Source organism: Actinoplanes sp. NPDC051851, from assembly GCF_040681165.1.
GTDB lineage: Bacteria > Actinomycetota > Actinomycetes > Mycobacteriales > Micromonosporaceae > Actinoplanes.
This window is the reverse complement of the sequence record NZ_JBFAYF010000011.1, coordinates 137,647-155,044: the sequence shown is the minus strand read 5'-3', so window position 1 is coordinate 155,044 and position 17,398 is coordinate 137,647. Positions and strand designations below refer to the sequence as shown.

Below are 17,398 nucleotides of genomic sequence, written 5' to 3'. Positions count from 1 at the left end.
ACGCGCGCGGGGAGTTGAGGAGCTCGGGGCGTTGGGGGGTGGGGCGAGTCGGGGAGGAGAAGGGGGTGGAGGGGGTTTGGGGAAACGGGGAGGGACAAAAGATGGGGAGAAGGTGTGGGGAAGTGGTGCGGGAGCGTTCCCATGGCGGGAGAACACATCGGACAGTCGTTCCGCGGTGGGAGGAGTGGGGAATGCCGGAACACGGAGGAATGGGGGTGCGTGGGGTATTGGCCGGATAAAAGATCGAAGGCGCGGATGGCTCAACACGCTCGAAACAAAGGCGTCGGCAGCGGCCCCAACTCCGTAGGCGCCGGCGGCGGCGGGCGACCCCCATCCCCATAGGCGTCGCCCGCACTAACCGCCGGTCTCGGGTCGCGCCGTCCCCCAACGGCTGATGCCACCCGTCCCCAAACGTCGTGCCGCGGCGATCATTGCTGATCGCCCCGTTCCCCGAACTAACGGCTCGACGTCCATCGACCACGCTAGTTGCACCAGTCAAGTGTCACAAGCCGATTCAGTGTCGACATCTGTCTCGACCGTCACAAACGCCAACAACCAACCGATCGGACGATCCGGCAATCACTCGTCCGGGCTCTTCGGCACTGGCGGAAATTATGACTGTTACGGGATGGGGAAAATGACGAGCATCGAAACAGTGCGATGCTACCCAAGGTTGCCGGAAGGCGACATCGCCGTGAAATCGGGGGCCGTTTCAGCACGTCAGCAGCGTTGTCCAGAGTGCACGAACGGGGGCGCTCAGGAGTCGGCGCCGGGGGCCAGGTGCTTGAAGGCCTGGAGGTTGGCGACGGACTCGCCGCGCTTGACGCGCCACTCCCACTCGCGGCGGATCGAGGTGCCGAAGCCGATCTCGAGCATCGTGTCGAACGACTCGTCGGCGTACGTGAGGACCGAACCGAGAATGCGGTCCAGCTCGTCCTCGTCGACGGACTTGAGCGAGACGCGACCGGTCAGGTAGACGTCGCCGGCCTGGTCGATGGAGAAGGCGACGCCGTACATCCGGGAGTTGCGGCGCAGCAGCCAGGCCCAGAGGTCCTCGTGGCGCTCGTCCGGGCGGCGCATCACGAACGACTCGATCCGCAGCGAGTGCTCGCCGACGATCAGGTTGACCGCGGTCTTCAGCTTGTGCACGCCGGGCAGCGTGACCACGTAGGACGACTCGCCGGTCGGCTCCCAGTCCAGCTCGCGGTCGGTCAGCACCCGCTCGATCAGCTCGGTCACCATGCGCAGGTCGCTCCCTCCAGACGGGCGGCGATCATCGCCCGGTGTGCGCGTACCGCGTCACGGTAGACCGAGATCAGCTTGTCCGCGGTGCGGTCCCAGGAGAACTGGGACGCGTGGGCGACGGCGCCCGCCGCGAGACGATGACGGTACGCCGGTGCCGCGAAGAGGCGGTCCAGCACGCGTGCCCAGTCGGCTGGGTCGTGCCCGTCGACCAGCACGCCGCTGTCTCCGTCCCGGACCGCGGTGACCAGCCCACCGACGGCCGCCGCGACCACCGGCGTACCGCAGGCCTGGGCTTCCAGGGCGACGAGGCCGAAGGACTCGTTGTAGGAGGGCACCGCGACCAGGTCGGCGGCGCGGTAGAGAGCGGCCAGGTCGGCACCGGTCTGCGGCGGCAGGAAGACCACCGAGCCGGTGACGCCGAGCGAGGCGGCCAGCTCGATCAGCGCGGTCGGGCGGTCCAGGCCGCTGCCGCTCGGGCCGCCGCAGATCACCAGCGTGACGTCGGTGGTGCCGCGGGCGCGCAGCTCGGCGAGGGCGGAGATCAGCACGTCGGGGGCCTTCAGCGGCTGGATCCGGCCGACGAACGCGACGATCCGGCCGTGCTCGGGCAGCCCGAACCGGGCCCGGTCGCGGGAGCCGGGGCGGAAGCGCGAGAGGTCGACACCGGGCTGCACCACGCTGACCCGATCCGGGTCGGCCTGGTAGTGGTCGATCAGGTCCTGCGCCTCGAAGCCGGTGTTGGCGACCAGCCGGTCGGACTCGGCGACCACCTGCTCCTCGCCGATCACCCGGGCCTTGGGCTCCGGCCGGTCACCGACGGCGATCAGCCGGTTCTTCACCTTGGCCAGGGTGTGCGCGGTGTGCACGTGCGGCACGCCCCAGCGCTCCCGGGCCAGCCAGCCGACCTGCCCGGAGAGCCAGTAGTGCGAGTGGATCAGGTCGTAGTGGCCCGGCGGGTGGGCCGCCTCGGCGCGCAGTACCCCGGTGGTGAACGCGCAGAGCTGGGAGGGCAGCTCCTCCTTGTCGAGGCCCTCGTACGGACCCGCGGTGACGTGGCGTACGTGCACGCCGGGCACCATCTCGACCATCGGCGGCAGCTCGCTCGCGGTGGCCCGGGTGAAGATCTCCACCTCGACGCCCCGGGCGGCCAGTCGTTTGGCGACCTCGACGATGTACACGTTCATCCCGCCGGCGTCACCGGTGCCGGGCTGCTCCAGCGGCGAGGTGTGCACCGAGAGGGTGGCTATCCGACGCGGGGTGGGCCAGCGGACGTCCGGCCGTAGCTCAGCCACGATGATTCCCTCCGCAAGCCTGTGTGTGTAAAAGCCTGTATGCGTAAAAGTCTTTGCGCCGAGTTCATCTTCCCCATCGGCGTGCGCTGAACCACTACGCGAGAGCGCCGGGGTGACTCAAGTCATGGGGGAAGATCGGAGCATGCAGAACATCGCTGTCGTCACCGGCGCGTCCAGTGGGATCGGTGCGGCGACCGCCCGCCGTCTCGCCGCCGAGGGTTTCCACGTCGTCGCCGCGGCCCGCCGGGTGGACCGGCTGGCCGCCCTGGTCAAGGAGATCGGCGAGGGCGCCACCGCGGTCGCCTGCGACGTCACCTCGGACGAGTCGGTGGCCACCCTCGCCACCGCCGTGGAGGCGCTGGGCGGCCCGCTCACGCTGCTGGTCAACAACGCCGGCGGGGCGCGCGGCGTGGACCCGGTCGCGTCCGGCTCCATCGACGACTGGCAGTGGATGTACGACGTCAACGTGCTCGGCACCCTGCGGGTCACCAAGGCCCTGCTCCCGGCCCTGGAGACGAGCGGCGCCGGGACGATCGTGACGGTCGGCTCCACCGCGGCCTTCACGCCGTACGAGGGCGGCGGCGGGTACGTCGCGGCCAAGCACGCCCAGACCGCCCTGGTCGGCACGCTGCGCCTGGAGATCGTCGGCAAACCGGTCCGGGTGGTCGAGGTGGACCCGGGGATGGTGCGGACCGACGAGTTCGCCGTCAACCGGTTCGGCGGGGACACCGCGAAGGCGGGTGCGGTCTACGCCGGGGTGAAGGAGCCGCTGGTCGCCGAGGACATCGCGGACATCATCGCGTTCGCCGCGACCCGGCCGCAGCACGTCAACATCGACCGGCTGGTGGTCCGCCCGATCGCCCAGGCCGCGCAGCACAAGGTGCACCGGGAGCTCTGAGTCAGTGACCAAGCCGGTCGGCGCGATCACCCGGGGCACCACGAACCCCAACCGGCTGCGGCGGGTGGACAACTTCATCGCGTACCGGATGGACCGGATCCTGCGGGCGGCGAGCACGCCCACCGTGATCGATCTCGGTTATGGCGCCTCACCGGTGACCGCCGTGGAGCTGCGCGGCAGGCTGGCGGCCGCGGTCCGGAAGGACGTCACGGTGATCGGGCTGGAGATCGATCCGGAACGGGTGGCGGCGGCCCTGCCGTTCGCCGACCCGCCGTGGCTGGAGTTCCGGCGCGGCGGGTTCGAGCTGGCCGGGCTCTCTCCGGTGCTGGTCCGCGCGTTCAACGTGCTTCGGCAGTACGCCGAACAGGAGGTGTTCGCGGCCTGGCGGCAGATGACCGCGACCGGCGCGCTGCTGGTCGAGGGCACCTGTGACGAGCTGGGCCGGATCGCCACGTGGACGGTGGTCGAGAACGGCCGGCCGCTGACCCTGACGCTCTCCGCGCGGCTGCCCGTACTGGAGCATCCGGCGATCTTCGCGGAGCGGCTGCCGAAGGCGCTGATCCACCACAACGTGCCCGGCCATCCGGTGCACGAGCTGCTGCGCGCGCTCGGGCGGGCATGGGAGACCGAGGCGACGCCGTTCGGGCCGCGGCAGCGATGGCTGGCGACCGTACGCCGGATGCGCGCCGACGGCTGGCCGGTGCTGGACGGCCCGGCACGCTGGCGGCTGGGCGAACTCACGCTGCCCTGGGCCATGGAGAGGGGTTAGTTCCTCCCCAGGACCTCGTTCACCGCCTCGATCAGCGAGCCCGCGGTGAACGGCTTCTTCACCAGGAGGGCGTCCTCGCCGACCAGGCCCTTGGCCACCGCGATGTCCTTGGGCAGGCCGGAGATGAAAATCACCTTGAGCTCGGGGTACATCGCGACGGCCTTCGCGGCGAGTTCCCCGCCGGACGCCCCACCCGGCAGGGTCAGGTCGGTGACCAGGACGTCCACGGTGCCGGCCTGTTCCTGGAGGATCGCCAGGGCCTCGTCGGGGTCGCCCGCCACCAGAGGCGCGAACCCGCGTTTCTGCAGCATGCGGCGCATGATGTCGCGCAGATCTTCTTCATCGTCGACGAGCAGGATGGTCGGCGTTGCGACCGGCGCCTCGGACATTCGGTCCTCCTCGGGCTGGGGTCGGTTTCACGCTATCCGCCGCCGGGCGCGAGGGTTGGACATTCCGCGAGCAGGGAATACACAACGCCGCGCAACGCACAGGAGCGTCGCGCGGCGTATGAGTCAGACGCATTCAACGGCGGGCGGGGGCCTTCGCCACGCCACCGGTCGAGGCGTTCAGGTAGCCGGTGTAGAGCAGGCGGTTCGGCGAACCCTGGGCCCGCGCGCGGACCAGCCCCGCGCCGGCGTGCCGGACCAGGTCGTCGCGGACCTGCTTCGGCGTCCAGGCCGGGTGCAGGCCGAGCAGCAGAGCGGCGGCGCCGGCCACGTGCGGACTCGCCATCGAGGTACCGCTCATCATCTGGGTACCGGTGGCCGACTTCCACGACGCCGAGCGGATGTTGACGCCCGGGGCGAAGAGGTCGAGGCAGGAGCCGTAGTTGGAGAAGGAGGCCCGCTTGTCGGCGTTGTCCACCGCGCCTACGGTGATCGCCTCCGGGGTGTCGCCCGGCGAGGACTCGCAGGCGTTCATGCGCTCGTTGCCGGCGGCGATGGTGTACGTGACACCCTTGGCGATCGAGCGGCGGACCGCGTCGTCGAGGGCCTTGCTGGTCGGGCCGCCGATGCTCATGTTGGCGACCGCGGGCAGCTGAGCGTGCGCGGTCACCCAGTCGACGCCGGCGATGAAGTCCGCGTACGACCCGGAGCCGTCGCAGCCCAGCACCCGGACGCCGACCAGCTTGACGTCCTTGGCCACGCCGTAGGTGGCACCGCCGATGGTGCCGGCGACGTGGGTGCCGTGACCGTTGCAGTCGTTGGCGGTCCGGTCGTCGTCGACGAAGTCCCAGCCGCTGCTCGCCCGGCCGCCGAACTCGCGGTGGCCGGTGCGGATGCCGGTGTCGATGACGTACGCCGTGACGTTCTTCGCCGAGCGGTACGTGTAGGACTTGGAGAGCGGCAGGGACGGCTGGTCGATCCGGTCCAGGCTCCACACCGGGTTCTGCTTGACGGCGGTCGCGCTGACCACCGCGTCCTGCTCGACGTAGTGGACGGCCGGGTCGACGGCGAGGCGGGCGGCCTGCGATGCGGTCATCTCCGCGTGGAATCCGCGTACCGTGGAGAGGTAGTCGGCGACGACCGTGCCGCCGTACTCCCGGACCAGCGCACGCGAGACGGCGGTGACCGCCGCCGCGCCGGGCTCGAGCACGACGATGTAGCTGCCGGCGATGGCGCCCTCGACGCCCGCGCCGATGACCCGGGCCTCCGTGGCGGGCGCGAGCCCGGCCGACGGGGCCGACGGAACGGCCGAGGCCGGACCGGTGAAGCCGAGAAGAGTGGCGGTGGCGGCGCTCGCGACAGCCGTGAGACGTACGGCGAGGCGACGGGCGTCGGAACCGAACATTCTGAGTCTTCCTCTCGTCTGGCTCGGCCCGGGGGCATGCCGAGGACAACTGAGGGAAATGTTGGGGAGCGGAGATAGCGGTACCGGGTCTCTCCGGGGTGCTCTCGGGTTGCACGGGTACCGCCCGCGACGATCGCGGGGATCACAGCGGTTCCATAGGGGGAAGGACTAAATCCGTTCTAGCGGGGGCCGATCTACCCCCTGTCAGGACCGCTGCACACCGCCACCGAGCAAGGAGAGCGATATGACCACCCTGCTGTCGCCCGAGATCGACACCGTCGGCGAGCTGACCGAGCGCTGCGATCGCTGTGGGTCGGCCGCCAAGCTGGAGGTGACTCTGCACAGCGGCGGCGACCTGGCCTTCTGCGGGCACCACGCGAACCGGCACCACGCCGAGCTCACGAAGGTGGCGAGCAAGATCCGCCTGGAGGAAGGGTTCGGCTGGGCGGGCAAGTAACCGCTGGACCGGTTCCAACTACCGAGGGCCGCGTTATGCTCATTTCCTCACGTCATGGGGGGATATGTGCATATCGCGGCGCGTGGCGTGGGCCGGCTGTCCCGGATACTCGCCGGGTGTGCCGGTGTAGCAGTCGCCGTGATCGGCCTGCTGAACACGCACACCTCTGACGACGGCGTACCGCCGGACGGGCTCAGCCCCGCGCCGGCGGTCGCGCTGCTTCCGGCCGGGATCGCGCTGCTGCTCCAGGTCGTACCGTCGGCCGCCGGCACCGTCGACCGGCTGCGGACCGGAGCCGCCGCCGTCCTCGCGCTCACCGCGGCCGGACTCGGCGCCGCCGTGCTCGACACCCACCCGGCCGCCGCGGTCGCCGCCCTCCTCTCCGGGCTCGCCCTGGCCTGCCTGGACCTGCGCGTCCCCCGGCGGGCCGGCGCGGTGCCGATCCGGGTGGCCGATCCGCTGCTGCTCGGCGCCGCGATCATCGCGCTGGTCGCGCTGGTACCCCGGCTCTTCGCCCCGGTCTTCCCCGCCGGGCAGGGTCCCGGCGGGGTGATGCCCCTCTACCTGGCCGGCGGCCTGCTCGCCCTCACCGCCGGCGCGATCCTGGCCCGGCCCGAGGCCGGGCCGTTGCGCACCCTGGACGACTCCGGGCCGCGGACGGCCGTCCGCCGGCTGGCCCCGGCACTGCTCGCCGCGCCGGTGATCGCCGCGCTGGTCAGCGTCTTCGCCGCGCGCAGTGGCGTGAGCAAGCCGGTCGCGGCGGTGAGCACCGGTGCGATCCTCGCGGCCCTCGCTCTGCTGGGCCTCCTGGCCTTTCTGGTACGCACCCTCGACGTGGCCGACCGCAGGCAACGGCACCTGGTCGCCGAGCTGCGGGACCGGCAGGACTTCGCCGACACCCTGCTGCAGTCGATGAACGAGGCCGTCATGGTCCTCGACGCGAACTACCGGGTGATCGACGTGAACCGGCGCTGGCGGGAGCTGACCGGGCACCCGGGGGCGCTGCGCGACCCGCCGCCCCTGCCGCCGCCCGGCGACGGTGGCGACTGGACGCTGCCCCGGGCGGACGGCACCACGATCCCGGTGCTGGCCACCATGGCGGCCATCCCGGACGCCGCCGGAGCGCCCCGCGGATACGTGGCGACCTGCGTCGACATCGCCGAGCGCAAGCAGGCCGAGGAGGCGCTCAGCGAGCACGCCGCCGAGCTGGAGCGCGGCAACGAGGAGCTGGCCGCGGCGCTGGCCTTCAAGAACGACCTGACCTCGATGCTGACCCACGACGTGGCGCAGCCGATCAGCTCGATCGCCAGCCTCGCCGAGCTGCTCTGCGCGGACTGGGCGGACCTGCCGGAGGACATCCGGCTGGAGCTGGCCACCAAGATCGACAAGAACACCCGCCGGCTGATCAAGATGATGAACGACCTCCAGCTGCTCTTCCGGCTGGACACCGGCGCGGTCACCGCCCGCCGGGTACCGGTCCCCCTCGGCGAGCTGGTCACCGGCGTGTGCGCGGAGCTCCCCGGCGCGGGCGCGGTGGAGATCGCGATCGACGACGAGATCTCCGCGCTCGCCGACCGCGGGCACCTCGCCGTGGTGGTGGAGAACCTGTTGAAGAACGCGACCACGCACGGCGCCGAGCCGATCCGGGTCACCGCGGCGCCGGAGACGGCCGGAACGGTGACGCTGACGGTGCAGGACAGCGGGACCGGTATCCCGGCGGACGTGCTGCCGAAGGTGTTCGGGCGGTTCATCCGCGGTGCCGGGCTGGGCCTGTTCATCGTCCGGCACCTGGTCGAGGCGAACGGCGGGACGGTCCGCTACGAGCACGTCGCACCGCAGGGCGCCCGGCTGATCGTCACGCTGGAGGCGGTACCCCGCTGACGAAGCCGGAGAAGGCATGCCCCCGCTGACGAAGAAGGCCGGCCCCGAGGGGACCGGCCTTGGTCGAGGACCCGCGATCAGGCACTACCGCGGTCCTCCTCGTTCAGCATGCCGCTGCCCCACATGTCGGACTGCGGGGTGCGGCCGCCCATCCGGGCGCTGCCGGACTTGGTGGGCGGGCCCGCGGGATGGCGCAGCGGGTTGTCGGTCAGGCCGGTGCCGGTCGGGTCGGCGTTGCCCAGGTCGGCGGGGCCGCTGTCCCAGCCCGCGCCGGGTTTCGGCGCCGGCTCCATCCGGTTGCGGATCCGGGCCGCGACCGACGCCGGTGAGGCCGGGTTGTCGCCCGGGCCGAACAGGGTGTGCGAGCGCCCGGCGATCCGCTTGGTGCTGGCGCCGGTCGGCATCGGGCGGCCGCCCAGCACGCCGCTCTCCACCAGGCCCTTGAACGTGGTGAGGTCGGCCTTGAGACGCCGGTTCAGCGACTCCTGCCCGTGCCGGTCGCTGGGCATGAGGAACGCGATGTCGGCCTCCAGCTGCGCGACGATCTGGGTCTTCGTCTCGCCCATCGGCCGCAGCGTGATGGTCTCGGCGAGCAGCGGCCCCTCCATGGTCGACCAGGAGACCCGCTCGTCCTCCGAGCGCTCGATGATCTGCGCGTCGAACTCGCGGCGCTTGCCGTCCACCTCCATGATCCAGTGGGTCTGGTCGCCGGCGGTGGTCACCTGCCGAACCCCGGTCATGAACCGCGGGTAGTTCTCGAACGCGGCGAGCTGTTCGTACACCGTATGCAGCGGCGCACTCACCTCGATGGCCTGCTGAACCATACTCATGGCAACTCTCCCATGCTGAAGTGCTGGCATGACAGAGAGTACGGAGGCAACTGCGACCCGTGTTCGCTTTCGCGCATCCCGGGCCTTCGGGCACCCCGATCCATCGGGGCCCCGGGCCTAGAGACGGCGCAGGTAGTGCCAGTGGCCGACCTCGGCGGCGTACCGGGCGTCGCTCGCGGGCACCAGCGGCACGCCGGTCTCGCGGAGCAGCGCCACCACACGCGGTGACGGGCTGCGCCACGCCTCGCTGACCTCGACGACGGTCCCGGTGCTGCGGCACGCGGTGGCCAGCTCGGCGATCAGATCGGCAGAGACCACCGCGTCGTCCACGCCGGCCTGGGCCAGCAGCGCGAGCGGGCGGGCCAGCTGGGTGGGCACGTACCGGGAGGCACGCTCCAGGCCCTTCACCGTGGCGGCGATCAGGGCCTCGGCCACCCGCTCGCCGGTGAGCTCGCCGGCGGTGATCCGGGACCGGACCTCACGGGCGTCCAGCAGCTGGTCGCCGAGGGGCAGGTCGGAGACGGCGACCGAGAGGGCGTCGAGCTGCGCCAGGTCGGCGGGGAGCGCGATCCAGCCGTCCGCGCGGACCACCTCGACCTCGACGGCGACCCGCAGCGTCATCTCGGTACGGTGCCGGGCCCGGCGTACGGCGTCCGCGTACGCGGTCAGCCAGGTGGTGTCCGGGCCGGCCTGGTCGGCGAAGGTCAGGGCGGAGAGACCGGTACGGTCCGCGGCCGAGACGACCACCCCGACGGCGTCCCGCCCGGCGGCGAACCCGGTGTGCACGTGGGCATCCACCGACAGGTCCAGCGGACTCGCGGTGCCGACCGCGCCGCCGATGACTGCTTCCCGCTCTGCACCCACTGAACGCTCCCCCGGACTGAAGGAGACGGGCTTCTCCCGTCCGAGGATGAGAGTGGGCTCCGGAGGTTGTCGGCCCGGGTCAGTGGCCGGTGCAGGTGAGGTGCGCGCTCCGGTCGTACCCGGGAAGGGTCTTGACCTCGGTCTGGAGAAAGGGAGACGCCCGTCGCCTGCGGAGACGACGGGCGCGCCCGCACTCATTCCTCCGGCTTCTCCACGAGCTTCGTGACGGCCTCGACCGCGGCGTCGGTGGGGGAGGCGGCCTGCCGGTTCGCCTCCTGAAGCTCGCGGTAGACCTCCTCGCGGTGCACCTGCACGTGGCGCGGGGCCTGAATACCCAGTCGGATGACGTCGCCCCGCGCCTCCAGCACGGTGATCACGACATCGTCGCCGATCATCACGCTCTCGCCGGCACGGCGGGTCAGCACAAGCATCGGTGCCCTCCTCCATCCATGGAACGGACAGCATGCCAAACGGACAGCATGGCAAAAGGCGCGGCCGCGTGGTAACCGCGACCGCGCCTGGAGCGGTGGAGGGTCAGAAGGCGCGCTGCATGATCGCGCGGGCCGGGTAGGTCGACCCGGTGAGGACGACCTGCATGGCACGCATGGTGTCCCGGTCCACCACGATCGGCGCGAGCAGATTCGCGGTGGTCTCGTTCTGACCGGCGGTGATGACGGTCAGCAGCAGCAGACGGTCCGGGTCCTTCGTGTTCAGCGCGGCGAACACCGACTCGTCGATCTCCGGCGCGTACTCCGGGAAGAAGGGCTCCGGCGGGGCGACCAGGAAGCGGAGCTCCGGGTTGTCCAGCGACGTGAGTGCGTAGAGCAGACCGTCGTCGTTGAGCCGGACCAGGACGAACTCCCGGTGAGCCGGGAAACCGGGCATGGGTACCGCCATCTGGATGGACGGCAGGCCCAGCGCCGGGTCGGTCATGGTTGCCTCGATCGGTCGGGACGCGTAGCGAGTAGTCATGGTCACCTCAGGAAATCGATGAGCGAGGGCTGGATCACCTTGGCCGTTGCGGCCAAGGCGGCCTGATACGAGGTCTGCTGGAGCTGCAATTCCATGATCGCCTTGGGCAGGTCGACATCCTCGATATCGGACAGCTGCGACGACACGGACATCAAGCGATCCTCAGCGGACTGCTTCATCTGGGTAACCCGATTGTATCGGGCACCGACGTCCGAAAGAGTGGATTTCAGCTGATCAGACGCCTTGTCGATGTTCTGCAGCCCGGTGTTGAGGGCTGTGTAGTCACCGGTCTTCATGGCACTGATGACGCTGTCGAGCACGTGGAACAACTGGGTCGGATTCGCCACCCTGTCGGCGTCCGCGACCGCGTTGCCGGACGCGTCGACGTAGTTGCCGGACGCGTCCACGAGGTAGTCGTTCCCGAAGGCCTCGGGACCGCGGATGTCGACCCGGACCTTGGCGTTCGGGCCGATCGCCCGGAGCGTCTCGCCCGCCTCCTCGCCGATGTAGGCGCCGTTCGAGTCGTACGCCGCGGCGTCCGGTGTGGATCCCCCGAAGACCGGGCGGTCCAGGTACTTGCTGTTCGAGAACTGCACCAGGGTGCCCTTGATCTGCTCCAGCTCGGCAGCCCGGGCCGCGTTCGCGTCCGATGTGGTGCCGCCGTCGCTGATCGCCGCGAGGGTCAGGTCCCGCACCTTGTTGATCAGTTCGAGCGAGTTGCCCAGGGTGTCCTGGACGGTACCGAGCCGGCCGACCGCGTCGTCGGCGTTCGCCGAGTACTTCTTGTTCGCCCGTACCTCGCCGCGCAACTGGAGCGCGGTGACCGTGCCGGTCGGCGAGTCGGACGGACGTTTGAGCTGCTTGCCGCTGGAGATCTGGTCCTGGGCGACCTGCGTCTTGCTGAGATTGCGCTGCAGACTCGCCATGGTCCGGGTCCGGATACTGCTCTGGGTGACCCTGGGGCTACTGGACATCCGAGCTCCCCCTACCTACCGACCATGCCGGTACGGTTGATCAATTGGTCCAGCATCGAGTCGATGGTGGTCAGCACCCGGCCGGCCGCCTCGTATCCGCGCTGGTAGGTGAGGAGATTGGTCATCTCCTCGTCGATGTTGACGCCGGACTCCGCGTCCCGGGCGGCGTCCACCTGATCGGTGACCGCGTTCTGCACGTCGCGGCGGCGGATCGCGGACTGCGCCGAGACGCCGAGCTCGCCGATCATCGACTGGTACTCCGAGTCCGCCCCGCTGCGGGAGTCGGCCAGCTCGGAGAGGGTGTCGGCGATGTTGCCGTTCAAGACCTTGGGCGTGCCGGTCGGATCGCCGCTGGAGATCGCCAGCTTGGCCGGGTCGGTGACGCCGACCGAGATGGTGGACGCGGTGACCGCCTGGGTGGTGTCGCCGTCGTTGCGGACGAAGAAGTCGTTGCCGGTGGTGCCGTCGACGGCGTACCCGGTCTTGTAGATCGCGTTGACCGTGTCGGCGAGCGTGCTCGCCACCTTGTCCAGACGCGACGTCATGGTCTGCAGCGTCCCGCCGCTGGCGAGCAGCTCCATCGAAGCGCCCATGGTGCCACCGGCCGCGACCCCGGTCGTCGTGTCCGACCAGCGCAGGTTGACGTCCGTGGTGGAGAGGTCCTCCAGGCGGGTGGCGCTGCCCGGCGCGATCTCGATGCTCCGGGCGTTGAAGCCGGAGACCAGCGGCGAGCTGCCGATGAAGACGTTGATCGAGCCGTCCGGGGTCTCCGTGGCCGAGGCGCCGACCAGCTCGGAGAGGCTGAGGATCGTCTGCGCCCGCTGGTCCTGCAGCTCGTTGGCGGCGAGACCGGCCTTGCTCGCGACGACGATCTGATTGTTCAGCTTGGCCACCGACTCCGCCGCCTTGTTGACGTCGTCGACGTAGGTGTCCAGGCCGGTGCGGGCCGACTCGTACTGGTTGTTCAGCGAGGCGGCCGCGTCGTTGATCGACGAGGCGACGGTGTTCGCCTCCTCCAGCAGCGACGCCTTCGGCGCCGTGACGCTGGGGTTGGTGGTGATCTTGTTGAAGCCGTCCCACATGTCCGCCATCCGCGCCTGCAGCGCGGTGTCGCTCGGCTCGGCGAAGACGTCCTCGATCAGGTTGTACGCGCCGGCCCGGGCGTTGTGGTACGCCGAGTTCGCGTGCTCGGTGTAGCTGCGCTGGTCCAGAGCGGCGTTGCGCATCCGGTCCACCGAGGAGACGGTGACGCCGTTGCCGATCGCGTCGGTGGTGGCGTAGATGCCCGGCACCAGGCTGGCGTTCTGCGCCTGCATCGTGACGCGCTGCCGGGTGTAGCCCTCGGTGTTGGCGTTGGCGATGTTCTGGCCCGTGACGTCCAGGCCGCGACGCTGCGCGTACAGGGACGTCAGCGCCGTGTTGAGTCCACTGAATGTGCTGCCCATCAGAATGCCTCATCCACCAGGGTGGGGCGGCGGATACCGCCCGTGACGGTCTGGCCCTGCGGCCCGTACGTTTCCACAGATTCCGCGAACACGAGCATGGTTTCGCGAGCCGCGCGCTGCCCCGCCGTGAGCAGGTCGCGATTGACATCGGCCAGGGCCCGAATCTCCGACGTCAGCAGCAGGAACGCCTTACGGTGCTGGTGCAGCAGGTCCGACCAGGGGTCGGGCGCCGCGTCGGCGAGTTCGCCCAGCGAGGCCTCCGGCGAGAGCCCGAGCTCCGCGGCCACCTCCTGTGAGTAGGCGGCACGGATGACCTCGGTCTGCCGGATCTGGTCCAGCACCACCTCCACCTCACGGGTGGCGTGGCTGAGCCAGCGCGATCGGTTGGCCGCGAGGAGCAGTTGCTCCTCCTCTAGCTTGAACAACAGCATCTCCAGCAGCTCACGAGAGCGCCACAGGACGCTGGCCAGGTCGGTGAGGCTCACCCGGTCCTCCGTCGTCTTCGCTGGTCGGGCCGCACCCCTTTGGCAACCCACTCATTCGGACAGGTCGGCATGTTCGCCGTGCCACTGAGCGGTTTCGCCACGTCTCTCCCGCCGCGGCGACCGCGGCATTTCTCTGGTTGGCCCGAAAAGCCCGAAGAAATCTCAGAGAATTCTCATGGCCTCACGGCGACGCGCCGATGGGAGTGGTGCGCCACCCCACGGCTCATGGACGGGCCGGTTCAAGACCCCATCTCAAGGAGGAATTTCCCATGGGTCTTCGCATCAACCAGAACATCGCCGCTCAGAACGCCTACCGGAACCTGTCGGTCTCCGACAGCCAGATGTCGAAGTCGCTGGAGAAGCTCTCCAGTGGTTTCCGCATCAACCGGGCGGCCGACGACGCGGCCGGCCTCTCGATCTCCGAGGGCCTGCGCTCGCAGGTCGGCGGTCTGAAGGTCGCTGTTCGCAACACCCAGGACGGCGTCAGCGTCGCGCAGACGGCGGAAGGCTCGCTGAACGAGGTCACCTCGATCCTCCAGCGTATGCGTGACCTCTCGGTGCAGACCTCGAACTCCGGTTCGATGGACACTGACTCCAAGGACGCCGCCAACAAGGAGCTCCAGCAGCTGAACCAGGAGCTCGACCGGATCGGCAAGACCACGTCGTTCGGCAAGGCGAAGCTGCTCGACGGCTCGTTCGGCGCCACCTCGAAGATGGACGGCACCACCCTGACCTCGGGCACCACCGGCACCCTCGCCACCGCCCTGACCAGCCTGTCCGCGGGTGGCACCTTCACCCTCGACACCGTCGACGGCGCCGCGCCCGGCAGCACCGTCACCGTCACCATCGCGGCCGGCGACATCACCTCCAGCTCCACCGGACAGGATGTCGCCAAGGTCTTCAACAACGCGATCTCGACGGCGCTCAAGGGCGCGGGTTACCAGGGCAACGAGGTCAAGATGTCGGCCGCCACGGCGACCAACGGCGACACCACGTTCAGCATGTCCGGTGTCGGCAGCTTCACGGCGACCGGCAGCCCGATCTCCGACGCCGGCCTCACCTCCGGCACCGCCACCACCGCGGACAACGTGAGCGGCGGCAACACCGGCCGCTTCCAGGTCGGCGCGAACGCCGGCAGCAACGAGCGCATCGCGATCTCGATCGGCGCGGTCGACTCCGCGTCGCTCGGTACCAAGAGCCTCGACCTGACCACCACCGGGGGCCCGCAGGCCGCGATCGACGTGATCGACAAGGCGATCCGCGGCGTGTCGGACTCCCGTGCCGAGCTCGGTGCGTACCAGAACCGCTTCGAGCACACCATCAACAACCTCAACGTGGCCGTGGAGAACCTCTCCGCGTCGGAGTCCCGGATCCGGGACACCGACATGGCCCAGGAGATGGTCTCGTTCACCCGGTCCCAGATCCTGACGCAGGCCGGCACCTCGATGCTGTCGCAGGCGAACCAGTCCGCGCAGAACGTGCTGTCCCTGCTCCGCTGATGAGCGTGACCTCGGTGGCGGCCGGCTCTGACAACCGAACTGCCACCGAGCACAACTGAATTGCGCGCGAGCGCGACCGAATAGGTAGGGGTAGCCGACGGAACAGGTTGGCTGCCCCTACGTCGTTCCAGCCCCCGGTTTCCCGCCCCGAGGCTTCTGTCCCAAGACGAAAGCGAGCGCCCCGTGTCTTCCTCTTCCGTAGACGGCCTGGTCAGCGGCCTCCAGACGACCAGCATGATCGCGCAGCTCATGCAGGTCGAAGCGGCTCCGCAGACGCGCCTCAAGACGAAGGTGGCGACGGCGGAGAACACCGTCGCCGCGTACCAGTCGGTCAACACCAAGCTCGCCGCGATGACCACCGCCGGGAGCAGCCTCAGCAGCCTCAGCAGCTGGCGCCAGGTCAAGGCCACCTCCAGCTCCACCTCGGTCAGCGCGACGGCCACCAGCAGCCTCACCTCCGCGGCCGGCGCCACCACCTTCGACGTGATCTCCACCGCCAAGACCCAGGTCACCACCACCCAGTACGCGGCCGGCAGCACCGACATCACCGACGGCAGCGGCTCGATCTCGATCATCCTCGGGTCCGGCACGCCGGTCACCATCGACAACCTGACCGACACGACACCGGCCGGCATCGCCTTCGCGATCAACAGCGCCAGCGGGGCCGGTGTCCGGGCCGGCGTGGTGACCACCTCGAACGGCGACAGCGTCCTGCAGCTCACCAGCATGAAGCCGGGCACCGCGAACGCCTTCACGATCACCGGCCTCTCCGGCACCGCCAACGTCGTCTCCGCCGCCGCGGACGCCAAGATCCGGGTGGGCTCGGTCGACTCGAACGGCGACCTGACCGCGGGCAGCTACGAGGTCACCAGCAACAGCAACACCTTCACCGGGCTGCTCAACGGCGTCTCGATCACGGTCACCAAACCGGAGACCGGCGTCACGATCACCGCCGAGAACGACGTGGACTCCATCGCGTCCAAGATGCAGGCGCTGGTCGACGCCGCGAACGGCGTACTCACCGAGGTCGCCGACCAGACCGCGTACAACGCGACCACCAAGAAGGGCTCCACGCTCACCGGCGACTTCATGGTCCGCAACATCAGCCAGACGCTGCTGAGCGCGGTCAGCGGGGGGCTCACGTACGACAACCCCAAGTACGACAGCACCCAGGCGGTCAGCGACTCCAACCCGAAGACGATCAGCTTCGGCAGCCTCGCGAAGATGGGCATCCAGCTCAACTCCTCCGGACAGCTCACCTTCGACGCCGACAAGTTCAAGACGGCGTACGCCGACGACCCGGTCGCGATCCAGAAGGCCGGCATCGGCCTCGGTGACACCTTCAAGGCGCTCGCCAAGAAGCAGTCCGACTCGGTCACCTCGATCATCACCGGCCGGAACAACGACATCGACAGCCTCAACGCGCAGATCGACGACTGGGACACCCGTCTCGCGGCGCGCAAGCTGACGCTGCAGAAGACCTACAGCAACCTGGAGAGCTCGCTCGGCTCCCTGAAGAACCAGTCGACCTGGCTCTCCGGCCAGCTCGCCGGCCTCGGCTGATCGCCCCAGCCCCGCCACCCGCTCTGACCAGCCACCTTCTGTAGAACAGGACGCCCGATGACCGCTCCGCGCGACCGCTACCTCCAGGACTCGATCAACACCGCCTCGCCCGCCAAGCTGCTGATCATGCTCTACGACCGCATGATCCTCGACCTGGGCCAGGGCGAGGAGGCGCTCCGCAACGGCGAGCGGGAGATCGCGAACGACAAGATCAACCACGCGCAGGAGATCGTCATCGAGCTGCGGACCACGCTCGACGTGGACGCGTGGGAGGGCGCGCCCGGTCTGGCCTCGCTCTACGGCTTCGTACTCACCGAGCTGATCGGGGCGAACATCGCCCGGGACGCCGACCGGGTGGCCGGCATCCGCAAGCTCCTGGAGCCGCTGCGCGACGCGTGGCGCAGCGCCGCGACCGCGGCTGCGTGAGGTCTTC

General features: G+C 69.7%; 18 protein-coding genes. 7 read left to right on the top strand and 11 right to left on the bottom strand.

Features of this window, described 5'->3' with window-relative positions; all coding sequences use genetic code 11:
- Window positions 1–756: 756 nt before the first annotated feature.
- Window positions 757–1,242, bottom strand: coding sequence for a YbjN domain-containing protein (locus tag AB0M08_RS14315; protein ID WP_364492545.1), 486 nt, complete (start codon window positions 1,240–1,242; stop codon window positions 757–759).
- Complete coding sequence (gene mshA, locus AB0M08_RS14310; RefSeq protein WP_364492544.1) at window positions 1,236–2,537, bottom strand: D-inositol-3-phosphate glycosyltransferase; 1,302 nt, start codon at window positions 2,535–2,537, stop codon at window positions 1,236–1,238. Before mshA ends, AB0M08_RS14315 begins: the two co-directional genes overlap by 7 nt.
- 142 nt (window positions 2,538–2,679) lie before the next feature.
- Between mshA and AB0M08_RS14305 the strand changes: the two genes are divergently transcribed.
- Entirely contained in the window at window positions 2,680–3,435 is a 756-nt protein-coding gene (locus AB0M08_RS14305) for an SDR family oxidoreductase (protein WP_364492543.1), read from the top strand.
- 4 nt (window positions 3,436–3,439) lie between these two features.
- Window positions 3,440–4,204 carry a class I SAM-dependent methyltransferase gene (locus tag AB0M08_RS14300; RefSeq protein ID WP_364492542.1) on the top strand — a complete coding sequence of 255 codons (765 nt, stop codon included), beginning with the start codon at window positions 3,440–3,442 and terminating at the stop codon, window positions 4,202–4,204.
- Here the strand turns inward: AB0M08_RS14300 and AB0M08_RS14295 are convergent.
- Entirely contained in the window at window positions 4,201–4,593 is a 393-nt protein-coding gene (locus tag AB0M08_RS14295; RefSeq protein ID WP_364492541.1) for a response regulator, read from the bottom strand. The genes AB0M08_RS14300 and AB0M08_RS14295 overlap by 4 nt on opposite strands.
- A 133-nt stretch (window positions 4,594–4,726) precedes the next feature.
- Window positions 4,727–5,995: a S8 family serine peptidase gene (locus AB0M08_RS14290; protein WP_364492540.1), complete on the bottom strand. Its 1,269-nt coding sequence runs from the start codon at window positions 5,993–5,995 to the stop codon at window positions 4,727–4,729.
- Between the two features lie 244 nt (window positions 5,996–6,239).
- Here AB0M08_RS14290 and AB0M08_RS14285 point away from each other — a divergent pair, with 244 nt between their 5' ends.
- Together AB0M08_RS14285 and AB0M08_RS14280 are read left to right on the top strand one after the other, a co-directional pair.
- Window positions 6,240–6,452 carry a hypothetical protein gene (locus tag AB0M08_RS14285; RefSeq protein WP_364492539.1) on the top strand — a complete coding sequence of 71 codons (213 nt, stop codon included), beginning with the start codon at window positions 6,240–6,242 and terminating at the stop codon, window positions 6,450–6,452.
- A 138-nt stretch (window positions 6,453–6,590) separates the two neighbouring features.
- Complete coding sequence (locus AB0M08_RS14280; RefSeq protein ID WP_364492538.1) at window positions 6,591–8,333, top strand: ATP-binding protein; 1,743 nt, start codon at window positions 6,591–6,593, stop codon at window positions 8,331–8,333.
- Between the two features lie 77 nt (window positions 8,334–8,410).
- Here the strand turns inward: AB0M08_RS14280 and AB0M08_RS14275 are convergent, their stop codons facing one another.
- The 7 genes from AB0M08_RS14275 to AB0M08_RS14245 all read right to left on the bottom strand — a co-directional run bounded on the left by AB0M08_RS14275 (window position 8,411) and on the right by AB0M08_RS14245 (window position 13,903).
- Complete coding sequence (locus AB0M08_RS14275) at window positions 8,411–9,163, bottom strand: SRPBCC family protein (protein WP_364492537.1); 753 nt, start codon at window positions 9,161–9,163, stop codon at window positions 8,411–8,413.
- 117 nt (window positions 9,164–9,280) lie between these two features.
- Entirely contained in the window at window positions 9,281–10,027 is a 747-nt protein-coding gene (locus AB0M08_RS14270; protein ID WP_364492536.1) for a hydrolase, read from the bottom strand.
- 194 nt (window positions 10,028–10,221) lie between these two features.
- Window positions 10,222–10,458 carry a carbon storage regulator CsrA gene (gene csrA, locus AB0M08_RS14265; RefSeq protein WP_364492535.1) on the bottom strand — a complete coding sequence of 79 codons (237 nt, stop codon included), beginning with the start codon at window positions 10,456–10,458 and terminating at the stop codon, window positions 10,222–10,224.
- A 103-nt stretch (window positions 10,459–10,561) separates the two neighbouring features.
- The gene (locus AB0M08_RS14260) at window positions 10,562–10,960 is read right to left on the bottom strand and encodes a flagellar assembly protein FliW (protein ID WP_364492534.1); all 399 of its coding nucleotides are present in this window, start codon (window positions 10,958–10,960) and stop codon (window positions 10,562–10,564) included.
- Between the two features lie 41 nt (window positions 10,961–11,001).
- Entirely contained in the window at window positions 11,002–11,973 is a 972-nt protein-coding gene (locus AB0M08_RS14255; RefSeq protein ID WP_364492533.1) for a flagellin, read from the bottom strand.
- 11 nt (window positions 11,974–11,984) lie between these two features.
- Window positions 11,985–13,418, bottom strand: coding sequence for a flagellar hook-associated protein FlgK (gene flgK, locus AB0M08_RS14250; RefSeq protein ID WP_364492532.1), 1,434 nt, complete (start codon window positions 13,416–13,418; stop codon window positions 11,985–11,987).
- Window positions 13,418–13,903 (bottom strand): flagellar protein FlgN, encoded by a 486-nt coding sequence (locus AB0M08_RS14245; RefSeq protein ID WP_364492531.1) that lies wholly within the window; start codon window positions 13,901–13,903, stop codon window positions 13,418–13,420. The genes flgK and AB0M08_RS14245 overlap by 1 nt, the downstream gene beginning before the upstream one ends.
- A gap of 269 nt (window positions 13,904–14,172) precedes the next feature.
- Here AB0M08_RS14245 and AB0M08_RS14240 point away from each other — a divergent pair, with 269 nt between their 5' ends.
- The 3 genes from AB0M08_RS14240 (at window position 14,173) to fliS (ending at window position 17,391) form a co-directional block, all read left to right on the top strand.
- Window positions 14,173–15,402, top strand: coding sequence for a flagellin (locus tag AB0M08_RS14240; RefSeq protein ID WP_364492530.1), 1,230 nt, complete (start codon window positions 14,173–14,175; stop codon window positions 15,400–15,402).
- Window positions 15,403–15,585: 183 nt separating this feature from the next.
- Window positions 15,586–16,965 (top strand): flagellar filament capping protein FliD, encoded by a 1,380-nt coding sequence (fliD, locus tag AB0M08_RS14235; RefSeq protein ID WP_364492529.1) that lies wholly within the window; start codon window positions 15,586–15,588, stop codon window positions 16,963–16,965.
- Between the two features lie 57 nt (window positions 16,966–17,022).
- Window positions 17,023–17,391, top strand: a complete 369-nt coding sequence (gene fliS, locus AB0M08_RS14230; RefSeq protein ID WP_364492528.1) for a flagellar export chaperone FliS — start codon at window positions 17,023–17,025, stop codon at window positions 17,389–17,391.
- The last annotated feature ends 7 nt before the right edge of the window (window positions 17,392–17,398 follow it).

Bases quoted from the DNA above. Each gene is read 5' to 3' on its own strand.
- AB0M08_RS14285 (WP_364492539.1), top strand. From the start codon at position 6,240: ATGACCACCCTGCTGTCGCCCGAGATCGACACCGTCGGCGAGCTGACC.
- AB0M08_RS14240 (WP_364492530.1), top strand. From the start codon at position 14,173: ATGGGTCTTCGCATCAACCAGAACATCGCCGCTCAGAACGCCTACCGG.
- AB0M08_RS14295 (WP_364492541.1), bottom strand. From the start codon at position 4,593: ATGTCCGAGGCGCCGGTCGCAACGCCGACCATCCTGCTCGTCGACGAT.
- flgK (WP_364492532.1), bottom strand. From the start codon at position 13,418: ATGGGCAGCACATTCAGTGGACTCAACACGGCGCTGACGTCCCTGTAC.
- AB0M08_RS14275 (WP_364492537.1), bottom strand. From the start codon at position 9,163: ATGAGTATGGTTCAGCAGGCCATCGAGGTGAGTGCGCCGCTGCATACG.
- AB0M08_RS14255 (WP_364492533.1), bottom strand. From the start codon at position 11,973: ATGTCCAGTAGCCCCAGGGTCACCCAGAGCAGTATCCGGACCCGGACC.
- csrA (WP_364492535.1), bottom strand. From the start codon at position 10,458: ATGCTTGTGCTGACCCGCCGTGCCGGCGAGAGCGTGATGATCGGCGAC.
- AB0M08_RS14315 (WP_364492545.1), bottom strand. From the start codon at position 1,242: ATGGTGACCGAGCTGATCGAGCGGGTGCTGACCGACCGCGAGCTGGAC.
- fliS (WP_364492528.1), top strand. From the start codon at position 17,023: ATGACCGCTCCGCGCGACCGCTACCTCCAGGACTCGATCAACACCGCC.
- AB0M08_RS14290 (WP_364492540.1), bottom strand. From the start codon at position 5,995: ATGTTCGGTTCCGACGCCCGTCGCCTCGCCGTACGTCTCACGGCTGTC.
- AB0M08_RS14260 (WP_364492534.1), bottom strand. From the start codon at position 10,960: ATGACCGACCCGGCGCTGGGCCTGCCGTCCATCCAGATGGCGGTACCC.
- AB0M08_RS14305 (WP_364492543.1), top strand. From the start codon at position 2,680: ATGCAGAACATCGCTGTCGTCACCGGCGCGTCCAGTGGGATCGGTGCG.